Below are 18,896 nucleotides of genomic sequence, written 5' to 3'. Positions count from 1 at the left end.
AAAGCTATAGTATAGTCTAGCTTATTATTAGCTAGTATATACTATAGCTTTTTATCTTATATACTCTGTGTTTGTTAGCATAGATAAATTATATTATGTTAAATTATGTTCATTTCTAAATAGGGATTAAAAAATATATTAATAAAAAAAGTTTTAGAAAAATGTTTTTATAGGGTGTTAACTTTTATATTTTTTTAAGCGTTCTTTTAAAAGAATAAATGTGTTAATCATAATATATATAACTAGTATGTTTGATATTAATCCTAATAAATTAGTTGAAGTAGAAAATAAGAGAGTGGTACTATCTTGTGGAAATTCATATGTTGTAAAATATTTTACTGGATACCCCCAAGTTTTAAAGCCAGAAGAGCTTAATTCATAGGGGGTTATAAAGGTTAAAAGTAAGCTTATCCAAGCAGCTTGGTTAAGAATTTTAAAGTTAATTCTTTCTTTCATAAAATCCTCCTATATTATGAATTTTAATAATAATATAACATGAAAAATTTGTATTATAATTTATAATTAGTAAATTTTTGTTTAATAAATTTAACTATTAAGAAAAAGTGTTGATAATTGAAGGATTTATTTATATAATGTAATTAAGTAGAGATTTAAAATCTACTTTTGAAATAGGTGCAGTGATGCTTAATAGGGAATTTAGTGTAAAACTAAAGCTGCCCCCAGCAACTGTAAATGACTTCGACTTAACGATATACCACTGTGATTGATCATGGGAAGGTGTTAAGAAGATATAGTTATGAGCCAGGAGACCTGCCTAATTCAAAGCGAATAGTTTATCTTTCTGGGGAAAGAGACAAGTGATTGAAATTTTATCATACTGAAGAGGAATAGAGCCATATTAATAAAGTTCTGACTATTTATGAGTTAGTTTGTTTAAAGTAAGATTTAAGTTAATTATGGTAAGCTACAATGAGGTGGCTTGAATTAGTATGATTAAAATATAGAGATTCATCAATTAACTTGTAGAGATTTTCCTAGATAGGTATTCAAAGTGAGTATCTATCTTTTATTTTTGGGTAATTTAAGCTAGGATTGCTCAAAAATAACATCAGAAAGCAAATCCAAAACAGGTAAAAATCTCAATGGTGAGTAAGGTGCTTTTAGAAGTACCAAGGTTCAAAGAGGAATCAAAAATTAAATTAAGTTGTTTTAAAGGCTAATATAAATAAAAAGTCTTACTAACAAAGAGGTTAGTAAATAGAGTAAGATACTCTAAAGTAAACAACTTAAAAATATTTAAGAGTTATATGATAGAGGAATTAAAAGTTAAATTAACTTTTGCTTAAAAAGACTTTTAATTAAAATCATATAACTCTTTTTTATTGTACTTTTAAAGTATTTAAAAGATGATTTATAATTTCTTTTAATATAAATTATTAAGAATTCTTTTTTATATAAATTTTAAAAATAGACATGATTTATTATCTATAGAAATAATACTTTTAAAAAATAAAAATCTCTAGCTATAAGCTAGAGATTTTTTTTCTGCCAAAACTTAAATGCATAGATTATTTTTATATGTGAGATTCCGTCAAAACTTAAATGTTTACTTATGTTCATGTTTTTTTGAGCTTGCAACTACTAAAGCTATACCACCTACAATAATCGCTACTAATATAACATAATTAAGATAAATCACTATGTTACCTAACATATATCTCACTCTCCTAAATCTATATTTTATTTTAAGTATTAACAATTTAATTATAATTTCCTTTGTACATAGTATCAAATTTTAAACATTGTGTAAAAAAGTAAGAAATTTAATTTTTAAGTTTAATTTCAAGTTTATTTATAAGAAAAGTTTAGATTTATTATTAATTGATAAATTTATAACCTGTATTTTAAAAAGTTGCAATATTTAATATATAGTATTTTTGTTCAAAGAAACAATGACATAGAGAAATAAAAAGGAAAATTTTTAAATATTTTTTATATTGAAATATTTATAGAGTAAGAAGCTTTTTCTTGTAAATTTAAAAAATAAGAACATATAGAAAATGGCTATTTGAAAGGTGGTATGACCAATTTCAATTGTCGAAATCGAATTGGATAATAGAGTGCATAAATAAAATGAATATTTTAACGAAATTAAAAGTTAGAAGAGAATAATGTCAAAAAATAATTTGTTACTGTAATATACGTAACAATTTGTTAATTTTAGAACATTGTTAAATTAAAGAGGGAGTGGTAACATTTATAAGTAAAATAAAGTATTAATTTATATTGTATATATTGTTGAGTGAGTAAATGAAAAGCTATTCAGTGGGAGGAATAGCTTTTCTTTTTTTCAAAACAAATAGCTTATAGGTTTAAGAATCTCTTTGAAAGAGAGGTATTCTCCTTAATTAAATGAAGTGACAATAATTTTGAGAGAGTTAAAGTTGATTGACTAATTAATTACACTTTTAATAATCGTAAGAGATAGGCTATTAAATCTTAAACCTATAAGCTTAAAAAAGTAAGTAGTTATGAAGAAGGAGTATTTCATTCCTTCTTCATGAATTATTATTTGCTTAATTTAAATTTATATTCAAATATGCAATTAATTTATTTAAATTTGTATCTTATTATCCAAATTATCCAAAACATGAGAAATATAAAAAAAAGCAATGGTAATGAATGGATTTAAAGGATAATGAATGAATTTAAAAGAATTTATTAAATGAAAATTGTGGTAAATAGTGGTATTATATAAAGGCGATTGCAATTTTATATTTTTTAGTATTGGTGTTTAAACAAGAAGGGGGAAAATATTTTTGGTTATAATTTTTATGGGAATAGTTATGTTTATTAGTGGGCTTATTTGTAAAAAGCTTCATGATGACTATGAGGAATATCCCAATCTTTTTGTAGGGTATAAACTAAAGTATGCAATGAGAAATGAAGAAACATGGGAAGAGGCTAATAATTATATTTTAAAGCCATGTGTTTTTGTATTTATATTCTCAATAATATTCACTTTGATAATTAGATTTTTTAATTTAGAAATTTCTGATATAGGGTATATCTTGGTGGGTATATTAATTTTAGTTAGTCCTATAATTTGTACTGAAATTCATATAAGAAGATTCAATAAAACTAAAGAAATTTAGTTTTATAATAAATATATAACTATTAATTTTTTCAAAAGGGAATGTATCAAAATAACTTTTATTATATTTTGATACATTCCTTTTTTTATAACTTTAAATTAAGTATGAGAAAATATTAATTTAAGGAGATAATTATAGAATTTAATTATAATAAGGAGTTTTTATAGGAATTTTTGAAGTTGTGTTGAATTATATATTAAAGAAATTAAATTTTCGTTTTATTAAAGGAGTTGAGAAAATGAGAATATTAATGTTAGATTTAGACACTTTAAGAGCAGATCATTTAGGTTGCTATGGATATGAAAGAAATACATCTCCTAATATAGATAGTGTTTCAAGGGAGGGTATAACTTTTGATAATTATTATTGTTCAGATGCACCATGTCTTCCTTCAAGGGCTGCACTTATGTCAGGAAGATTTGGAATACATACTGGTGTTGTAAATCATGGAGGAGTTTGTGCTGATTTTAGAATAGATGGGGATAATAGAGGCTTTAATGATAGAATTGCATTTAATAGCCTTCCTATGTTTTTAAGAAGTGAAGGGTTTTATACAGCTTCTATAAGTACTTTTGCTGAGAGGCATAGTGCGTGGTGGTTTAATGCTGGGTTTAATGAGCTTCATAATGTAGGTGGATGTGGAGCAGAGTCAGCAGAAGAAGTAACTCCAACTGTATTAAAATGGATAGAAGATAATTGTGATAAAGATAACTGGTTCCTTCATGTAAACTATTGGGATGCACATACTCCTTATAGAACTCCAGATACTTATGAAAATCCATTTGAAGGAGATGGTTTAAAGAGATGGATAAGTGAGGAAAGATTTAATGAACATCGTAACAATAAAATTGGACCACATGGAGCTAGAGAAATAGGAATGTATAATAGTGATACATCACCAAGATTTCCAAAACATATGGGAGAAATTAAAAATTATGATGATCTTATAAAATTCTTTGATCAATATGATTCAGGAATAAATTATATGGATTCTCATATTGGACAAATACTTAGGTTATTAAAAGATAAGGGATTATACGAAGACCTTGCTATTATAATAACATCAGATCATGGGGAGGCAATAGGTGAATTTGGTATGTATGCAGAGCACGGAACTGCTGATTATGCAACTACTAAAATACCAATGATAATAAAGTGGCCTGGGGCTATGAAAAATTATAGAGATGATGGATTTCATTATAATTTAGATTTAGCACCAACTTTAGCTGAGTTATTTAATAAGGAAAAGAAAGAGTACTGGGATGGTAGAAGCTATGCACAAAGTATTTTAAATGGAGAAGATACAGGAAGAGATTATTTGGTTTTAGGGCAATGTGTTCATGTGTGTCAAAGAGCTGTAAGATTTAAAGATTATATTTATATTAGAACTTATCATGATGGATATCACTTATTTCCAAAGGAAATGCTTTTTAATGTAGAGGATGATCCTCACGAAATAAGAAATTTAGCAGAGATAAGAAAAGAACTATGCATGGAAGGAGCGTATCTTCTTCAACAGTGGCATGATGAAATGATGATGAGTAGTGAAAGTGATGTTGATCCCCTTTGGACTGTAATAAGAGAGGGAGGACCATATCATGCTAAAGGTCATTTAAAAGAGTACTGTAAAAGATTAGAGCAAACAGGAAGAGGATGGGCAATTCCAGAACTTAAGAGAAGACATCCAGAGGAATTTAAATAGAAAATAAAAATATAATTATTATTAGGATATATAAAGAAAATTTATTATAAATTTAATAAGCTTAAATATTATGGGTTAGATATATTAAAAAACTTATAAATAGATTTAGAGTTTAAAAAATATAAGCTCTTTATCTATTTATAAGTTTTATTTATATGTGTAGTTATTTATGTATAGGTTATTTTATTTATTTTAAAAACTATTAGAGGCTCTTAATGGTAAAAAGAGCTAGTCCATTTTTAGAGTAATTTTTATTTGCTAAAACAAGTTTTAGATTTATCTTTAAAATACTTTCTTATACGTAATAAGTAGTATGCAAAGAATATAATACTATATAATATTATTTCAAAAAGTTTCTTATCAAATTTTGGTATGTATAAAAGCATTATATGTATGTACATTAAACCATAAAATAAATATGCTGACCTTTGAATCTTTTTCCATGTTTTATAGTTCATTTTTTTTCTTACACATTGGAATGAAGTGATCATTAAAGGAATCATTAAGCATATCATGATTAAACTTAATAAAGTTGCAAAAAACTTATAATAAGTTAAAGAATGTGGGTTAGTAAAGAATGTAGGGAAATAATATATTCCATATAAAATATTATGACCTAAGGTTAAGATACAAGCGATTATTGAAAGTTCGCCTCTTATAGCCATTAGGTTTTTCTTATATTTAAATGAATTACTTAAAGCTCCAGTGTACATTACTATAGTAAATAAAGCTAAGGAAAAAGTACTTTTAGAGAATACTCCTATGGTGTATTTACTTATGTGTTTAGGAATATAGTTATGTAGATCGGTTTTCATAAATACTATGAAAAATATAGCTATTAAAGTAGCTATTATGTAGAGTATTGAAGAATATTTTTTTATTTCTTTATAAAAAACAATACTCAAGAATGTTGTTATTAATAATGAAATTATAAGTAGCATTATTATGTCTTCCTTTCTGTTAATGATAATCAATTTCAATTAGATTATATATGCAAGTTGTAATTTAGTCAACAAAAAGTTCATTTTTATAACAATTTATTTTTATTTATCATAAAATAATCTTTTTAGTAGGATATTTGATTTAAATGTGGAATTATATAGGAAACACCTATTTTTAGTATGAGAGGGGAATAAAGATGAGAGTTAAATTAGTTGGATTAAATGAGGAAATGTTAGAAGCTGTCAAGGGATTAGAAGAACTAATTGATTTTCAGCTTTATAATGAGAAGGGAAGTAAGAATGAAAATTTAGAAGTTATAAATGTTTCTAAGCTTCCTGAAGAATCAGAAAATGTAATAGAAGTCCTTAGAGGAAAAAATAATGAAATAAGATATAAGAAAAAACACCACTTTTTTAGAGCATTTAGTTTATATCTTCAATTTCTTAAAAAGGGAGAGGAGAGTTTTAGAAAAAGTGAAAAAACTTATATTGATTCAGTAGGAGCAATGATAGATGCCTCAAGAAATGCTGTCTATAGAGTTGCTGAGGTTAAAAAGATATTAGGATATATGGCCTTAATGGGACATAATAGGTGTATGCTTTATACTGAAGATACTTATGAGATTGATGGTTATCCATACTTTGGTTATATGAGAGGAAGATATAGTAAAGAGGAGTTAAGAGAAATTGATGATTATGGATACTCTTTAGGTATAGAGGTTGTACCTTGTATTCAAACTTTAGCTCACTTAAAACAAACTTTAAGATGGCCTTATGGGGAAGGGATGAAAGACACCCAAGATGTACTTTTAGTAGGAGAGGAAAAGACTTATAAGTTTATAGAGGCAATGATTTCTTCCTTAAGAGAGTGCTTTAGAAGTAAAAATATTCATATAGGTATGGATGAGGCTTTTGATTTAGGAAGAGGCCATTATTTAACTAAACATGGACATGTTCCTCACCAAAAGCTTATGGTAGAGCATTTAAATAAGGTTAATGAAATAGCAAAAAAATATGATTTTAAGCCAATGATTTGGGATGATATGTTTTTAAGATGTGGAGCTCCAGATGGTGGATATTACGATTTAGATATAGTTATAACTCCTGAAATAGCAAATAATATTCCAGAGGAAGTTTCCTTAGTTTATTGGGATTATTATAATTCTGATAAAGAAAAATATAAAAAGCTTTTAGATATTAGAGATGATTTTAATAATAATATTATCTTTGCAGGAGGATGCTGGAGGTGGAGTGGATTTGCTCCAAACTATTCAAAGACCTTTGAAACAACAAATGCTGCCTTAAATCAATGTAAGGCTAAAGGAATAAAGGAAGTCTTTGCAACGGCTTGGGGAGATGATGGATCAGAAACGCCAATATATTCCATAATAGTAGGTCTTATATTATTTGGAGAGCATGGCTATTATAACAAGGTAGAGAAAGAATGGATAGATGAAAGATGCAAATCTTTAACAGGGCTTAGTATGGAGGACTTTACTTCTTTAGAAGAATTAGATCTTGTTCCATCAGTTAAAACTCCTAATATGGAGGTTTGCAATCCTTCAAAATATATAGCTTACCAAGATTTGCTTTTAGGAGCCTTTGATAAGCATTTAGAGGGTTTAGATTTAGAAGAACATTATATTAATCTTTCTAAAAAATATGAGGAAATAGGAGAGAAAAGTGAGAGGTTTAAATTAATGTTTACTATGTATTCTAAACTTGCTGCTTACCTTTCAGTTAAAAGTGAAATAGGATTAGAAATAAGAAAAGCTTATTTAGAAAAGGATAAGGATGCCTTAAGGCTTATAGCATATAACTTTATTCCAGAAATACAAGAAAAGCTAAAGAGTTTTCATAAGAGTTTTAGGGATCTATGGTATAAGGAATGCAAAGGACAAGGCTTTGAAGTTATAGATATTAGACTTGGTGGAGTTATGGCAAGATGTGATTCAACTATGTATAGAATAAAAGCTTATCTTAAAGGAAATATTGATAAAATAGAAGAACTAGAAGAGGAAAGACTTTATTTTTCTGAACATTTTGGGGGAGATGATTGTAAGCTTATATGTTGCAATGAATACCAAAAAATAGCAACACAAAATATTTTAAGCTGGTAATAAGTTTCTATTATACAAAACTCAGAAGTATAAGCAATGGATAAAATAATTAAATTGGAGATGTTATGATATGAAAAATTATTAATCTTATTAGAAATAATATTCTTTAAAAATAGGACTATTTAGGCTTTATAAATTAAAGGAGGAGTTTTTTAGTTGAATACCTTTATTAGGTTGTATGAGGGTTTAGAGCCTTTTATAATGAGTATCTTATTAGTTATATTTTTGATTTTTGTAAATAAATATTTTAAGTGGAAAATAGGGAAAAAGTAAGGTGAAATATAGGGAAGGATTATTAAATGGAAAATAAAAATATTAAGTTGATTTTAGTAGCATTAGGATCCTTTATGCTTGTGTTACTTCAAACAGAGATGTTTCAAAGATCATTGGAGATTTTTAGCTTTATTGGATTAAGTGTAATAGGAGATATAATTCTTTTATTAAGTTCTATTTTATCCTTTGTAGGCTTTGTGATTTTTGCTTTTACATCTTTTAAAATTATAAGAAATAATATTAAATAAAAATAGATGGCTATACCTGAAGTTTCTTAGAAGGGGGAAATATAAGGTATAGCCATCTTTAATTTAAAAAGGCATATAGAAAATTTGAGAAATTAAGACTTTTAGGAGGTGATGAACATCAATCACAAAAATGAAGTCTTAACTTCTATAAGGATACACCCTTATGTTTCCCTTAAAAAAATCTTTTATACTAAATATTTGAAAGGATAATTTGGGGGTTAATAAGAGTCTTATGAAAGAGATTATAATTTAAGTAATAAAATTTTAGTACCCTTAATTTCAGTAATTGATCTGCATAAATAAAGAATGAAATAAATAAAAAAATTTATTTGACAATAATTATTATTAGGAGTAAAATAGTTTGCATAGGAACAAAGAGTTTTCATGCGAACCATTTTAAGGTGGGTTGCATCTAATAAAATAAAATTATTTTGTAGGAGATGAAAATTATGGACGGAATTAAAAAATTTACTCCAAGAGTTAGTAAGAGAATTTTACTTTTTATAGCAGGACTAGTATGGGGATTTGCAGGATTTAGAGTATTTACTTTAGGGTTTGGAGATGTTATGTCACATCACGGAAACTTAATCATAACAATCATTTTTGCAGCAATTATATTTTTTGTGTTTTTTAAATTTATATTTAGTAAAATGTTTAAGAAACATACAACAAGAATAGTAAATAGTAAACTTGATAAACATTGTGTATTTTCCTTCTTTGATTTTAAGAGTTATCTTATAATGGGATTTATGATTTTCTTTGGAATTTCAGTTAGAAACTTAGGAATATTTAATCCAGTTTATTTAGGAGATTTTTATATGGGATTAGGAGCAGCACTATTTATGGCTGGCGTATATTTCTTTGTGGGATTCTTCACCTTTGATAATTTAAAAGTAAAATATAAAATTAGCTAATTTAGTATAAAGATATTAAATGGTGCATAAAGTTTAGAAGACTTTATGTACCATTAATTTTATATGTAGAATCTTTTATATATTTTTCTAGAGCATGGAGAAATATAATTTGAAATTTATTTTTTTAGAAAAGAGGGACTTATATGAATTATGATTCATTTGAAATAGCTATGCTGATAAAGGAAATTTATTCAAGTACCATGGGGAAAGTAAGTGAAGGACTTAAAGAAAGTGGACTTACTCACCAACAAATAACAGTTATTAAACTTATAGCTCATAAAGGTAAGGTTACAGTTAAGGAACTTTGTGATGAAATGTCCTTAGCTAAGGGAACTGTGTCAGGAATAGTGTCAAGACTTGAAAATATGGGGTATGTAGAGAAGTTTAAGGATGAAAAGGATAAGAGAAATACATATATAGTTTTCTCTAAAAAAGGAGTAGACTTTGCAAAAACTTTTAGGTGTGATATAAATAATAGCTTTGATAGTGTATTTGAAAACTTTACACATGAAGAGGTTAAGGAAATAAGAGAGGTACTTTTAAAGCTTAGGGATAAGATAAAGTAATACTTAGTTATTTAGAAGAACTTAATTAATTATTATGGTATATGGTGTCTCTGCTATTTTTAAAGTCTTTTTAGAATTAAAAATGGTTAAAATATGGTTTGTAACTATAATGTTGTTGATATATAATAGTTGAAGGTTATTTAAAAATAAAGGAGACGACTTAAGGAATGGAAAATGAATTTGATATTGAATTTAAAAACTATTTGTATCAGGTTTTAGGAAAGGACAACCTTCAGGAACTAGAATCTAATGATGAATATGGAGAGTGTTATTTAGAGGTTGGCAGCAAGCTTTCTATAGATCTTTCGGAAGACATGGTTAGCCTTTTGACGGATAAGGATAGTCTCCTAGTTATTTTAAGGTTTCCAAGTGAAGCTAAGAAGAGTTTTAGAGGCGTAAGTAAAGGAAAGGTTGATTTTGGATTTCAACTTTTTAAGAGAGAAGACTTTGATATTAATTATGATTTTGTTGGATTTACCTTATCAATAAAGGATGCTGTTGATTATAGTGATATGAGGCTAGACTTTAATTTTACTCCTGAAGGTTTTGAATTTTCTGAGAAAATGAATTACGCTTTAAATATAATTGCTATAGATGAAAAGCATATAGTAAGAGCTATGAGACATATTAGATTCCCAAGGGAGCTTTGTAAGATTATTAGGGAGTATTATTTAAAAATTACAAGGGAAGATTATAATAGAGAAGTTGCTCTAGAAGACTTAGAAAACCTTGATGCTATACTTTTTGATGGAATAACATCAAAGCAGGTAGAAGAAAGTTTTAGCCTATATAAGTTTACAGATGAACCAGAAGAATCTAATTTAGATAAATACATTAAAGATTAAAACTATAATTATATTAGACTATATCAAAAGTGATTTAATTATAAATACTTATATCTTGTGAAAGGTTTATGATTAAATAAATGCTTTGATATAGTCTTTTTCATTGTCTGTACCAAAAAAAGATTTTGGTATATAATGGATTTGGGATGACATGTAATAAATGGGGAGGTTTTTATGATGAATGAGAAGCTTAGTGATGTTAGAGATTTCGTCAGAGAACTTATTAAAACAGATGAATTCGAAGATGAACTTTTCTTAAGTACTATTAATAATGCTAGAGATGAGCTTAAAAAGAGCGAAGAAGAGGCATGTTATGAAGATGAGGGGGTTATTGTTGGTATAGGGGATAAGACCTATATGGATATTAAGGGAGATAGTGCAATGGTTCTTCAAAATAAAGATGAATTTAACCTATTATTAAGATGGGATAATTCAAATAAAGAAGATCATTTTGCTATTAACTACGGGAAGTTAGAACTTGGATTTCAGATTTATCCAAAAAAAGAGTTTGGACTTTCAAGAGATTTTATAGGGTTTACTCTAACTATAGATGGAGTTTTGGAATGCAGTGCTTTTCCAGTGGATTTAAATTTTGCTTCCGATGATTTTTATTTATCAGAAGATTTAGATTATACCTTTGAAATCCTTTTGATTGAAGGAAAAGAAGGGATAGTTAGAGCTATGAGAGATGTAAAAATACCAAGAGAGTTTTGTAAGGTTATTAGAGAATGTTATCTTAAAATAAAAAGTGATGAATATGAGGAATTAGAAGGTTTAGAAGATAGGATGAACATACAATGGCATGTTAGAAAGCTTGGAGGTAAGATGGTTGAAAGGAAGTATGGAGTTTACAAAATTAAAAATGAAATCCAAATGTCAAAATTAAATTCTTACATAAAGTTAATATAGTATTTGTAGGATATTACAAAAATAAAAGAGAATAATGTTACATATTTAGGGAGTAATTTGATCATATTAAATTACTCCCTTTGATTTTGCTAGGTTTCAATTATATTTGGTTTTTGTATTTAAAATTTTTACTAATTATTCATTATTATTTTTGTTAGTTAAGAATATTTACTTATTGTTCAAAATATGATACTATTTATTTGGGATAAAAAGGAAATTGAAAAATTATAGAAATATAGGATTTTTTATAGGATTATAATTTTGCTTAAATTATTTTGCTAAGCTAAATTAAAATAATATAGATTAGGTCACAGGAGGTAATTAGGTGAAAAGAAGTATTAAGGCTTTAATTTTAGTAGTATTAATTACAATTTTATCATTAAATCTTATTGCATGTAGTAGTTCTAATAAAGCACTAGATAAGGGGAAAGAACTTATTAATGAAGGGCAATATGAGAAGGCGGTTGTATCTTTAGAGTTAGCTTTAGACGAAAATCCTAAAAATAAAGAGGCTAAAGAACTAAAAGATATGATTGAAAATTATTTAGAGGCAAGTAAGGCTTTAGATGAGGGAAAGATAAGAAAAGCTGAAGTTAAAATTCAAAATGTTGGGGAGAAGTCTAATGAGTTCCCTAATTTTAAGAAATGTGTAGATGCATTAAATAAGAATATAGATGAAAAATCTGAATATGATAAAGATATAAAAAGTGATATGGAAAAGTTAGAAAAGTTTATTGATAATAAAAACTATTCAGATGCAGTATTGCTTACAAAGAGTTTAGATGGAAGGGTAAGAACAAAGGAACAAAAGGAGAAACTTGAGCAAATAAAATTGAAATTGATTTCAGTATTATCTATAGAAAGTACTAAGAAATGAGAGTTATTTGTAGAAGGATATATTGGAAAAAAGAGTATTTCATATGATTATACAAATGGAAATAGATTAAATTATAGATTTTTGGACTAAAACCTAAATCTAGTTAAGCTTTTTAATAAGGATTATAAGGTATTGGTATCGAAATAACTTTTTATAAAACTTACAAACATTATGAAGAGAAATCTAGTAATTCTCGGCATATGTTTGTAAGTTTTATTTGTTTATTTTTATACATATTCTATTCTTTTATAAATAATAGTCTGTTAAATTTATCTAAAAATTTATTGAAAAATCTAGCTACACAATCCCTAGAGAGAATAAATGTTACTATTAAGGAGCCTACTATTAGTGCAAGTAATTTTCCTAAATTACTTGACATTAAGCTTGTTAATCCTAAAATACTACCTATAAAATAAGTATGTAAAAAATAAACTGAAAGAGTATTTTTACCTATTTTTGATAGAAATGTTTGATTTTCTGGCATTAAGTTTATAAAGACATATACAAAAGCAAATCCAATTATATAAACTGCAATATAAAGTAAGATTCCAGTGAATATTTCTATATTAAAATTACTATAGGACCTATCTGCCCAGAAAAATTCATCTGCAATATTTGAATAGTTAACAAAAATTAAGGCTATTAAAACTCCAATAATTAGAATTAATATTGAAGGAACTTTGTTTAGAATATTAAATCTTGTAAACTTCCTAAATCTTTTTAATTTTTCCTCACTAGAATAATAACCAGCTAAGAAAAATGGAGCAAAGGTAATAGTTCTAGAAAGTGCCATATAAGAGCCAAACTCACCAGAGAGTTTTACAAAAATACCAGCAATAATACTAAGTATAAAAATATTTTTGAACTTTAAAAGATCAGGTAAAAGGATTTTCCATAAAAACATTGCAAATATATACCATAGTGCCCAACCAGGAGTGAAGAAGGAAAATGCTTGTTCACTAGGAAGTTCAGTAAATTCACCTCTTAAAAATAAGGGACCTACTAATGTGATTAAATTCCATATTATATTGAATAGTAAAAAGGGAGTGAGAAAATTTCTTACGGCATTTCTACGTCCTTTTTCTACATTTTTTGAAAGATATCCTGAAATAAAAACAAATACAGGCATATGAAATTCATATATGAATACATATAAAAGTCTTGCCACTTCATAATCTTTTCTAATAAATTCTAAACTGTGTCCTAAGACCACTAAAAATATTAAAAGGCCTTTACTATTATCAATTAAGTAATTCCTATTTTGTGTTTTCAAGTAATTCACTTCCTTAAATAAGTTTGAATATCTTTACTATATTGTTCTTAGTATGATAAAAAGTATTATTTTTATAATAAAATTATATAAAATAACTATGCATTAAAATTATTATTAATAATTATGTTAAATTTAGGTATTAACAAATCTATTATAAAGAAAAATTTTTAACTATTATTGAATTTTTATTATACATTATATTAAAGTAGAATTAGTAATTAATTTTATATATTAATAATTATGTAAAGTTAAAGAAGTTTTTAAGCATAAAAGGGGGAGAAGATATGTTAAAAATACTATTAGTAGATGATGAGGCTACAGAACGTGAAGGAATTGAATTTCTTATAAAAAGATATGAATTTCCTTTAAATATAGCTAAAGCTGTAAATGGAAAAGAAGCTTTAGAATACATAAAGAAAAATCATATAGATATTCTTTTTACAGATGTAAAGATGCCTTTCATGGATGGACTAGAATTAGCAAAGGAAACCTTTAAGTATGATCCTAAAATTAGAATAATAATTTTTAGTGCATATAGTGAATTTGACTATGCTAAAAAAGCCTTAGAAGCAAAAGTGGTTGATTATTTACTTAAACCTATTGAGGTGGATGAATTTAAAAGAGTTATGGAAGAGGTAATAAAAAGCTGCATAAAAAGAAAGGAAGAAGAGAAAGAAAAAGAATTACTTATGGAATCAAGTAAGAAGATTTTACTTTATAAGCTATTAGCTAATCACAACAATCAAAATGATATTAATGAAAAGTTAAACGTATACAATATAGAGCTAGAAGATAAATATTTAGTACTTATAAACATAGAAACAAGGGATAATTTCTTTGAGGAGAGGGAGGAGATTTTCTTTAACCTCTTAAATACATATTTAAAAATTCCATATGAATATATAAATTTTTATCCTAATGAATCATATTTATTACTTTATAGTAATTTAAAAATAAAAGAGGACTTTTTAGATGAAGTTTGTTCTAAATTAGCTAAAGAAATTAAATTATTAGCTAATGAAAACTCTTCTTTTTTTATTAGCAATGTATTTTGTGGAATTGAAAAAATCTATGATGAGGTAAAGGGATTAAATAATATAAAGGAAAATATTTATGATTTTGAATCAAGGATTATTAGGGTTAATAAGGATAAAACTAATGATTTATACACACTTGAAATAGAGAATGTAAAGGAAAATCTTAAAAACTCTATAAATGAAAGAAATTTAAATGATATTGAATTTTACATAAATAAGCTTATAGAATACATGTTAGAATCAGGTTCACTTAGTACTATATACATACATCACCTTTTTTATGATTTAATAGAAAAACTTTGTAAAGCCTTTGATATATATAATGGTGAAGTGAAAAAGAGATTTATAGAAAAGATATTAAAATGTAACTCAAGTGAAACCTTAAAAGCAGCTTTTGAATCTATTATAAAGGATATTGCAAAGGAATGTGATAATGATATTTTAGACGAAAAAAGCATAGCTAACAAAGTGATAAAGATAATAAAAAATGAATATAGCAGTGAACTTAGTTTAGATTATATTGCAGATAAGGTTAATTTTACGCCAACCTATTTAAGCTATGTTTTTAAGAAAGAAACAGGATCAAATATAGTTAAATATATAACTGATTTTAGAATGAATAAGGCTAAGGAGTTTTTAGAAGAAGGTAATATGAAAATTGTACAAGTTGGTAAGGCCTGTGGATATGAAAATCAATCATACTTTAACCGTATATTTAAGAATTATTTTGGAGTAACTCCAAACCAATTTAAACGTAATAATAGTTAAGATAAGTGAGGTTATGTATGATTGAAAAATTAATAAAATGGTTTTTAGGAAAAGCATCTATAAGGAAAAAGTTAATTATTAGTTTTAGCATATCTGTATCTATACCAATAATAGTTTTAGGAGTTTATAGTTTTAGTGAATCAAGAAAAAATTTATTAATACAAACTGAGAAGACAATGGAAAATAATAGTCTTAGAATTGCTGATGAGATAGACTTTAAATTAAAAAAGGAAGAAGGGTATGCAAAATATCTTGCTTATAACTTGAATTTTAGGAAGGTTATAGAAAATAAGCCTAATGATAATATATCAATAGCACAAACCTTAAATGATACTGTAGAGCCTATATTTTGGTATTTTATAACCAGCGATGATTACATAAAGGAAATAAATATATATACTCCCAATGTAAGTGGAGAGATAGGATCATTTTTAAAGCCAAGTAATTTTGTAGAGGGTGAGAAATGGTATAAAAAAAGTGAAAAGAGTTTTAAGCCCTTTTGGAGTTATGAGGATGGAAAATTATTTATAACTAGAAGCATATTAGACACTGCAACTAATAGTAAAGTTATAGGTGTACTTAGAATTGAATTGTTTATGAGTATTATAACAGAGCCTTTAGAAAATATGGATTTCTTAGATAATGGAATTATTATTAAAGATAATAGTGGAAATATAGTTTTTAAAAAGCTGATGAAAAATAGTAAAATAAATGAATTGGTTTTAGAAAATATATTAAATATAAAATCTGGAGCTAATTTGAAAGAAAAGGAGTATTTAATATGTGAAAATAATATTGATGCTTCAAATTGGAAGGTATTTTATTATTTAGATAAAAAGAAAATAACAGAGGAATTAATCCCTATAATAGGTTCAACTTTATTAATAGTAATTTTTTGTTTAATTGCAGTAGTTATATTAATAAATATATTATCTAAAGTCTTAAGTAGAAGAATATTATTGCTTAAGGATAAGGCTAAAGATGTTTCAAAGGGGAATTTCAATAATCCTATTTTTACAGAGGATACTGATGAAATAGGAATTGTGACAAATAGCTTTGGACATATGACAAGGGACTTAAACGATATGATAAATAAAGTTTATAAAATTGAGCTTGAGAAGAAAGCAACTGAGCTTAAAGCATTACAAGCTATGATAAACCCACATTTCTTATATAACAGTTTATCTACTATAAAGTGGAAAGCCATTAGAGAAGGAAATGATGATATAAGTGATATAACAGGGTATCTAGCTAAATTTTATAGAACTAGTTTAAATAATGGACAAGATATAACAGATGTTAAAAGTGAAATTGATAATATAAAATCCTATATTGAAATTCAAAAAATAGCACATTCACATAGTTTTGATGTGGAATATAGAATAGATGAAAAGGGATTAAAAAATAATATGTTAAATTTTATTCTACAACCTATAGTTGAAAATGCTATTAAGCATGGAATTGATTGTAATGAAGGAAAAGAAAGAGGAAAGATTATAGTTGAGTTTCAGGAGGATGAAGATTCTTTAATCTTTAAAATTTATAATAGTAGTAATAATAATGATATTAAGGGCATAGAGGAGATGTTAAATAAGCCAGGAAAAGGATATGGTATATATAATGTAAAAGAAAGAATAGAACTATATTATGGTATAGAGTGTAATTTAGAGTGTTCTTTAGTTGAAAATAATTATATATGCATTGCACTAAGGCTTCCTAAAATAAATGATAAATTAAATTAAAAATAAACTAAGGTGCTGTATCAAAGTTAAGAGATAAAACATAGAAGCATACTGAGAAAATTACTAAAATTCTCTTTATAAGGCTTTAAGTTTTATTAAAAGTTATTTTGATACAGCATTTTTTTATTAATAAAAAATAACGTAAAATTGTACAATGTTTCGAAAAAATGTATTATTTATTAATAAATTAAATGATTTTATAATTTAATCATAAGAGGAACTTAATAATTTATAAGCTATGACATCATTAAAGGGATGGATAAATTAAAGGGGGAAGAGATATGAGAAAAAAAATTCTAAGTGCAATTCTATGTATGATGATTGGAGCAACTGCAATGGTAGGATGTGGTGACAAAACTGATTCTACTCAAGCAAAAGATGGTGGTAAAGTAAAGCTTCGTATGACTAACTGGAATAATGAAGATACAATGAAAGATATGTTAAAGTATTTATCTGAAAAACTACCAAATGTGGAAATAGAGTATCAATTTATTGATAACTCAAACTATAACACAATAGTAGATACTCAATTATCAGCTGAAGAGGGTCCAGATATAATTTGTGAATCTCCAGCATCAGCCTTAAAACATGCTAAATTAGGATATCTAGAAAATGTAAACGATTTGGCTAAGAAGTATTCAGATTCAGGTACTAATGTTTATAAGTACGATAATAATGTATATGCTTTACCAGGAATAAGTTGGTTTGAAGGAATATATTATAACGAAAAATTATTTGAAGAAAATAATATTCAAATACCTAAGACTTTTGATGAATATATTGAGGTTTGTAAGAAATTCCAAAGCTTAGGAATAAAACCTTTAGCAGCAGGATTAAAATCATGGGAACCTTTATTAAAGAATTCTATGGCCTTTGTAACAGCAGAGTATTTATCAACAGATGCTGGTAAAAACTTTGGACAAGAGTATAGAGAAGGAAAAGTTAAGTTAGATGGTACATGGAATATGTATTTAGATAAATGGTCAGAAATGATAAAGGATGGAATATACACTAAAGATATGACTGGAATAGACCATGATCAAGCTTTAGAGGAATTTGCTACTGGAAAAGCTGCAATGTATTGTTCAGGACCATGGGATTTAGAAGCAATTATGTCAAAAAATCCTGATTTAAAACTTAATATGATGCCATTTTACGGAACAAAACCTAGCGATGGATGGTTAATAGGTGGACCTGGATGTGGATTTGCAGTAAATTCAAAATCTAAAAATAAAGATGCAGCAATGGAAGTATTAAAAGCTATATCTACAGAAGAGGGACAAAAAGCTTTATGGGAAAACAATCAAGGAGGATCTTCTTACTTAACTGGAACCTCATTCACTCTTCCAGAAGCCTTTAAGGGAGCTGAAAAAGCTATAAATGCAGGTCATATTTATTGTCCTTGGAATGAATGGGGAGATGCAGGATCAGCACATGTAGATTACGGTAAACAAATGCAAAATTATTTACTTGGAAACCAAGATCTAAAAACAACTTTATCAAATGTAGATTCTGCTGCAAGTGAACTTATAAATAAATAAAATTAAATCTTTTGCTCATAATTC

General features: G+C 26.5%; 15 protein-coding genes and 1 riboswitch. Of the genes, 12 read left to right on the top strand and 3 right to left on the bottom strand.

Going from position 1 to position 18,896, the window contains the following annotated elements; all coding sequences use genetic code 11:
* Nucleotides 1-177: 177 nt before the first annotated feature.
* Nucleotides 178-456, bottom strand: coding sequence for a hypothetical protein (locus tag I6G60_RS11150; protein ID WP_163235975.1), 279 nt, complete (start codon nucleotides 454-456; stop codon nucleotides 178-180).
* Between the two features lie 158 nt (nucleotides 457-614).
* Nucleotides 615-793: riboswitch (cobalamin riboswitch) on the top strand.
* A gap of 1,987 nt (nucleotides 794-2,780) precedes the next feature.
* On the opposite strand from I6G60_RS11150, the gene I6G60_RS11145 reads away from it, so the two are divergent.
* Nucleotides 2,781-3,116, top strand: coding sequence for an SdpI family protein (locus I6G60_RS11145; protein ID WP_003451843.1), 336 nt, complete (start codon nucleotides 2,781-2,783; stop codon nucleotides 3,114-3,116).
* Between the two features lie 238 nt (nucleotides 3,117-3,354).
* Nucleotides 3,355-4,818 (top strand): sulfatase, encoded by a 1,464-nt coding sequence (locus tag I6G60_RS11140; RefSeq protein WP_110077394.1) that lies wholly within the window; start codon nucleotides 3,355-3,357, stop codon nucleotides 4,816-4,818.
* Nucleotides 4,819-5,069: 251 nt separating this feature from the next.
* Here the strand turns inward: I6G60_RS11140 and I6G60_RS11135 are convergent, their stop codons facing one another.
* On the bottom strand, nucleotides 5,070-5,759 hold the full coding sequence (locus I6G60_RS11135; RefSeq protein WP_003456246.1) for a ferric reductase-like transmembrane domain-containing protein: 690 nt from the start codon (nucleotides 5,757-5,759) through the stop codon (nucleotides 5,070-5,072).
* 197 nt (nucleotides 5,760-5,956) lie between these two features.
* Between I6G60_RS11135 and I6G60_RS11130 the strand changes: the two genes are divergently transcribed.
* The 7 genes from I6G60_RS11130 to I6G60_RS11100 all read left to right on the top strand — a co-directional run bounded on the left by I6G60_RS11130 (nucleotide 5,957) and on the right by I6G60_RS11100 (nucleotide 12,511).
* Nucleotides 5,957-7,879: a beta-N-acetylhexosaminidase gene (locus I6G60_RS11130; protein ID WP_111744165.1), complete on the top strand. Its 1,923-nt coding sequence runs from the start codon at nucleotides 5,957-5,959 to the stop codon at nucleotides 7,877-7,879.
* Nucleotides 7,880-8,178: 299 nt separating this feature from the next.
* Entirely contained in the window at nucleotides 8,179-8,400 is a 222-nt protein-coding gene (locus tag I6G60_RS11125; RefSeq protein WP_003456362.1) for a hypothetical protein, read from the top strand.
* A 449-nt stretch (nucleotides 8,401-8,849) separates the two neighbouring features.
* Nucleotides 8,850-9,314: a hypothetical protein gene (locus I6G60_RS11120; RefSeq protein WP_057231262.1), complete on the top strand. Its 465-nt coding sequence runs from the start codon at nucleotides 8,850-8,852 to the stop codon at nucleotides 9,312-9,314.
* 143 nt (nucleotides 9,315-9,457) lie between these two features.
* Nucleotides 9,458-9,880 (top strand): MarR family winged helix-turn-helix transcriptional regulator, encoded by a 423-nt coding sequence (locus I6G60_RS11115; RefSeq protein WP_003451953.1) that lies wholly within the window; start codon nucleotides 9,458-9,460, stop codon nucleotides 9,878-9,880.
* Nucleotides 9,881-10,047: 167 nt separating this feature from the next.
* On the top strand, nucleotides 10,048-10,725 hold the full coding sequence (locus I6G60_RS11110) for a hypothetical protein (protein ID WP_057231264.1): 678 nt from the start codon (nucleotides 10,048-10,050) through the stop codon (nucleotides 10,723-10,725).
* Between the two features lie 177 nt (nucleotides 10,726-10,902).
* The gene (locus tag I6G60_RS11105; protein ID WP_003480842.1) at nucleotides 10,903-11,634 is read left to right on the top strand and encodes a hypothetical protein; all 732 of its coding nucleotides are present in this window, start codon (nucleotides 10,903-10,905) and stop codon (nucleotides 11,632-11,634) included.
* A gap of 325 nt (nucleotides 11,635-11,959) precedes the next feature.
* Nucleotides 11,960-12,511, top strand: coding sequence for an outer membrane protein assembly factor BamD (locus I6G60_RS11100; RefSeq protein ID WP_003451892.1), 552 nt, complete (start codon nucleotides 11,960-11,962; stop codon nucleotides 12,509-12,511).
* A gap of 238 nt (nucleotides 12,512-12,749) precedes the next feature.
* Here the strand turns inward: I6G60_RS11100 and I6G60_RS11095 are convergent, their stop codons facing one another.
* Nucleotides 12,750-13,784: an acyltransferase family protein gene (locus I6G60_RS11095; RefSeq protein WP_025648837.1), complete on the bottom strand. Its 1,035-nt coding sequence runs from the start codon at nucleotides 13,782-13,784 to the stop codon at nucleotides 12,750-12,752.
* Nucleotides 13,785-14,068: 284 nt separating this feature from the next.
* Here I6G60_RS11095 and I6G60_RS11090 point away from each other — a divergent pair, with 284 nt between their 5' ends.
* The 3 genes from I6G60_RS11090 to I6G60_RS11080 all read left to right on the top strand — a co-directional run bounded on the left by I6G60_RS11090 (nucleotide 14,069) and on the right by I6G60_RS11080 (nucleotide 18,872).
* A complete protein-coding gene (locus I6G60_RS11090; protein ID WP_110034864.1) occupies nucleotides 14,069-15,589 on the top strand; it encodes a response regulator transcription factor in 1,521 nt (506 codons plus the stop codon).
* Nucleotides 15,590-15,606: 17 nt separating this feature from the next.
* Complete coding sequence (locus I6G60_RS11085) at nucleotides 15,607-17,331, top strand: sensor histidine kinase (RefSeq protein WP_061415479.1); 1,725 nt, start codon at nucleotides 15,607-15,609, stop codon at nucleotides 17,329-17,331.
* Between the two features lie 281 nt (nucleotides 17,332-17,612).
* On the top strand, nucleotides 17,613-18,872 hold the full coding sequence (locus I6G60_RS11080; RefSeq protein WP_003456161.1) for an ABC transporter substrate-binding protein: 1,260 nt from the start codon (nucleotides 17,613-17,615) through the stop codon (nucleotides 18,870-18,872).
* The last annotated feature ends 24 nt before the right edge of the window (nucleotides 18,873-18,896 follow it).

Source organism: Clostridium perfringens, from assembly GCF_016027375.1.
Taxonomy (GTDB): domain Bacteria; phylum Bacillota; class Clostridia; order Clostridiales; family Clostridiaceae; genus Sarcina; species Sarcina perfringens.
This window is presented reverse-complemented; position numbering and strand designations above follow the sequence as displayed.

Excerpts from the sequence above, each read along its gene's own strand:
- I6G60_RS11150 (WP_163235975.1), bottom strand. The coding sequence starts at position 456 with ATGAAAGAAAGAATTAACTTTAAAATTCTTAACCAAGCTGCTTGGATA.
- I6G60_RS11140 (WP_110077394.1), top strand. The coding sequence starts at position 3,355 with ATGAGAATATTAATGTTAGATTTAGACACTTTAAGAGCAGATCATTTA.
- I6G60_RS11135 (WP_003456246.1), bottom strand. The coding sequence starts at position 5,759 with ATGCTACTTATAATTTCATTATTAATAACAACATTCTTGAGTATTGTT.
- I6G60_RS11130 (WP_111744165.1), top strand. The coding sequence starts at position 5,957 with ATGAGAGTTAAATTAGTTGGATTAAATGAGGAAATGTTAGAAGCTGTC.
- I6G60_RS11125 (WP_003456362.1), top strand. The coding sequence starts at position 8,179 with ATGGAAAATAAAAATATTAAGTTGATTTTAGTAGCATTAGGATCCTTT.
- I6G60_RS11120 (WP_057231262.1), top strand. The coding sequence starts at position 8,850 with ATGGACGGAATTAAAAAATTTACTCCAAGAGTTAGTAAGAGAATTTTA.
- I6G60_RS11115 (WP_003451953.1), top strand. The coding sequence starts at position 9,458 with ATGAATTATGATTCATTTGAAATAGCTATGCTGATAAAGGAAATTTAT.
- I6G60_RS11110 (WP_057231264.1), top strand. The coding sequence starts at position 10,048 with ATGGAAAATGAATTTGATATTGAATTTAAAAACTATTTGTATCAGGTT.
- I6G60_RS11105 (WP_003480842.1), top strand. The coding sequence starts at position 10,903 with ATGAATGAGAAGCTTAGTGATGTTAGAGATTTCGTCAGAGAACTTATT.
- I6G60_RS11090 (WP_110034864.1), top strand. The coding sequence starts at position 14,069 with ATGTTAAAAATACTATTAGTAGATGATGAGGCTACAGAACGTGAAGGA.
- I6G60_RS11085 (WP_061415479.1), top strand. The coding sequence starts at position 15,607 with ATGATTGAAAAATTAATAAAATGGTTTTTAGGAAAAGCATCTATAAGG.
- I6G60_RS11080 (WP_003456161.1), top strand. The coding sequence starts at position 17,613 with ATGAGAAAAAAAATTCTAAGTGCAATTCTATGTATGATGATTGGAGCA.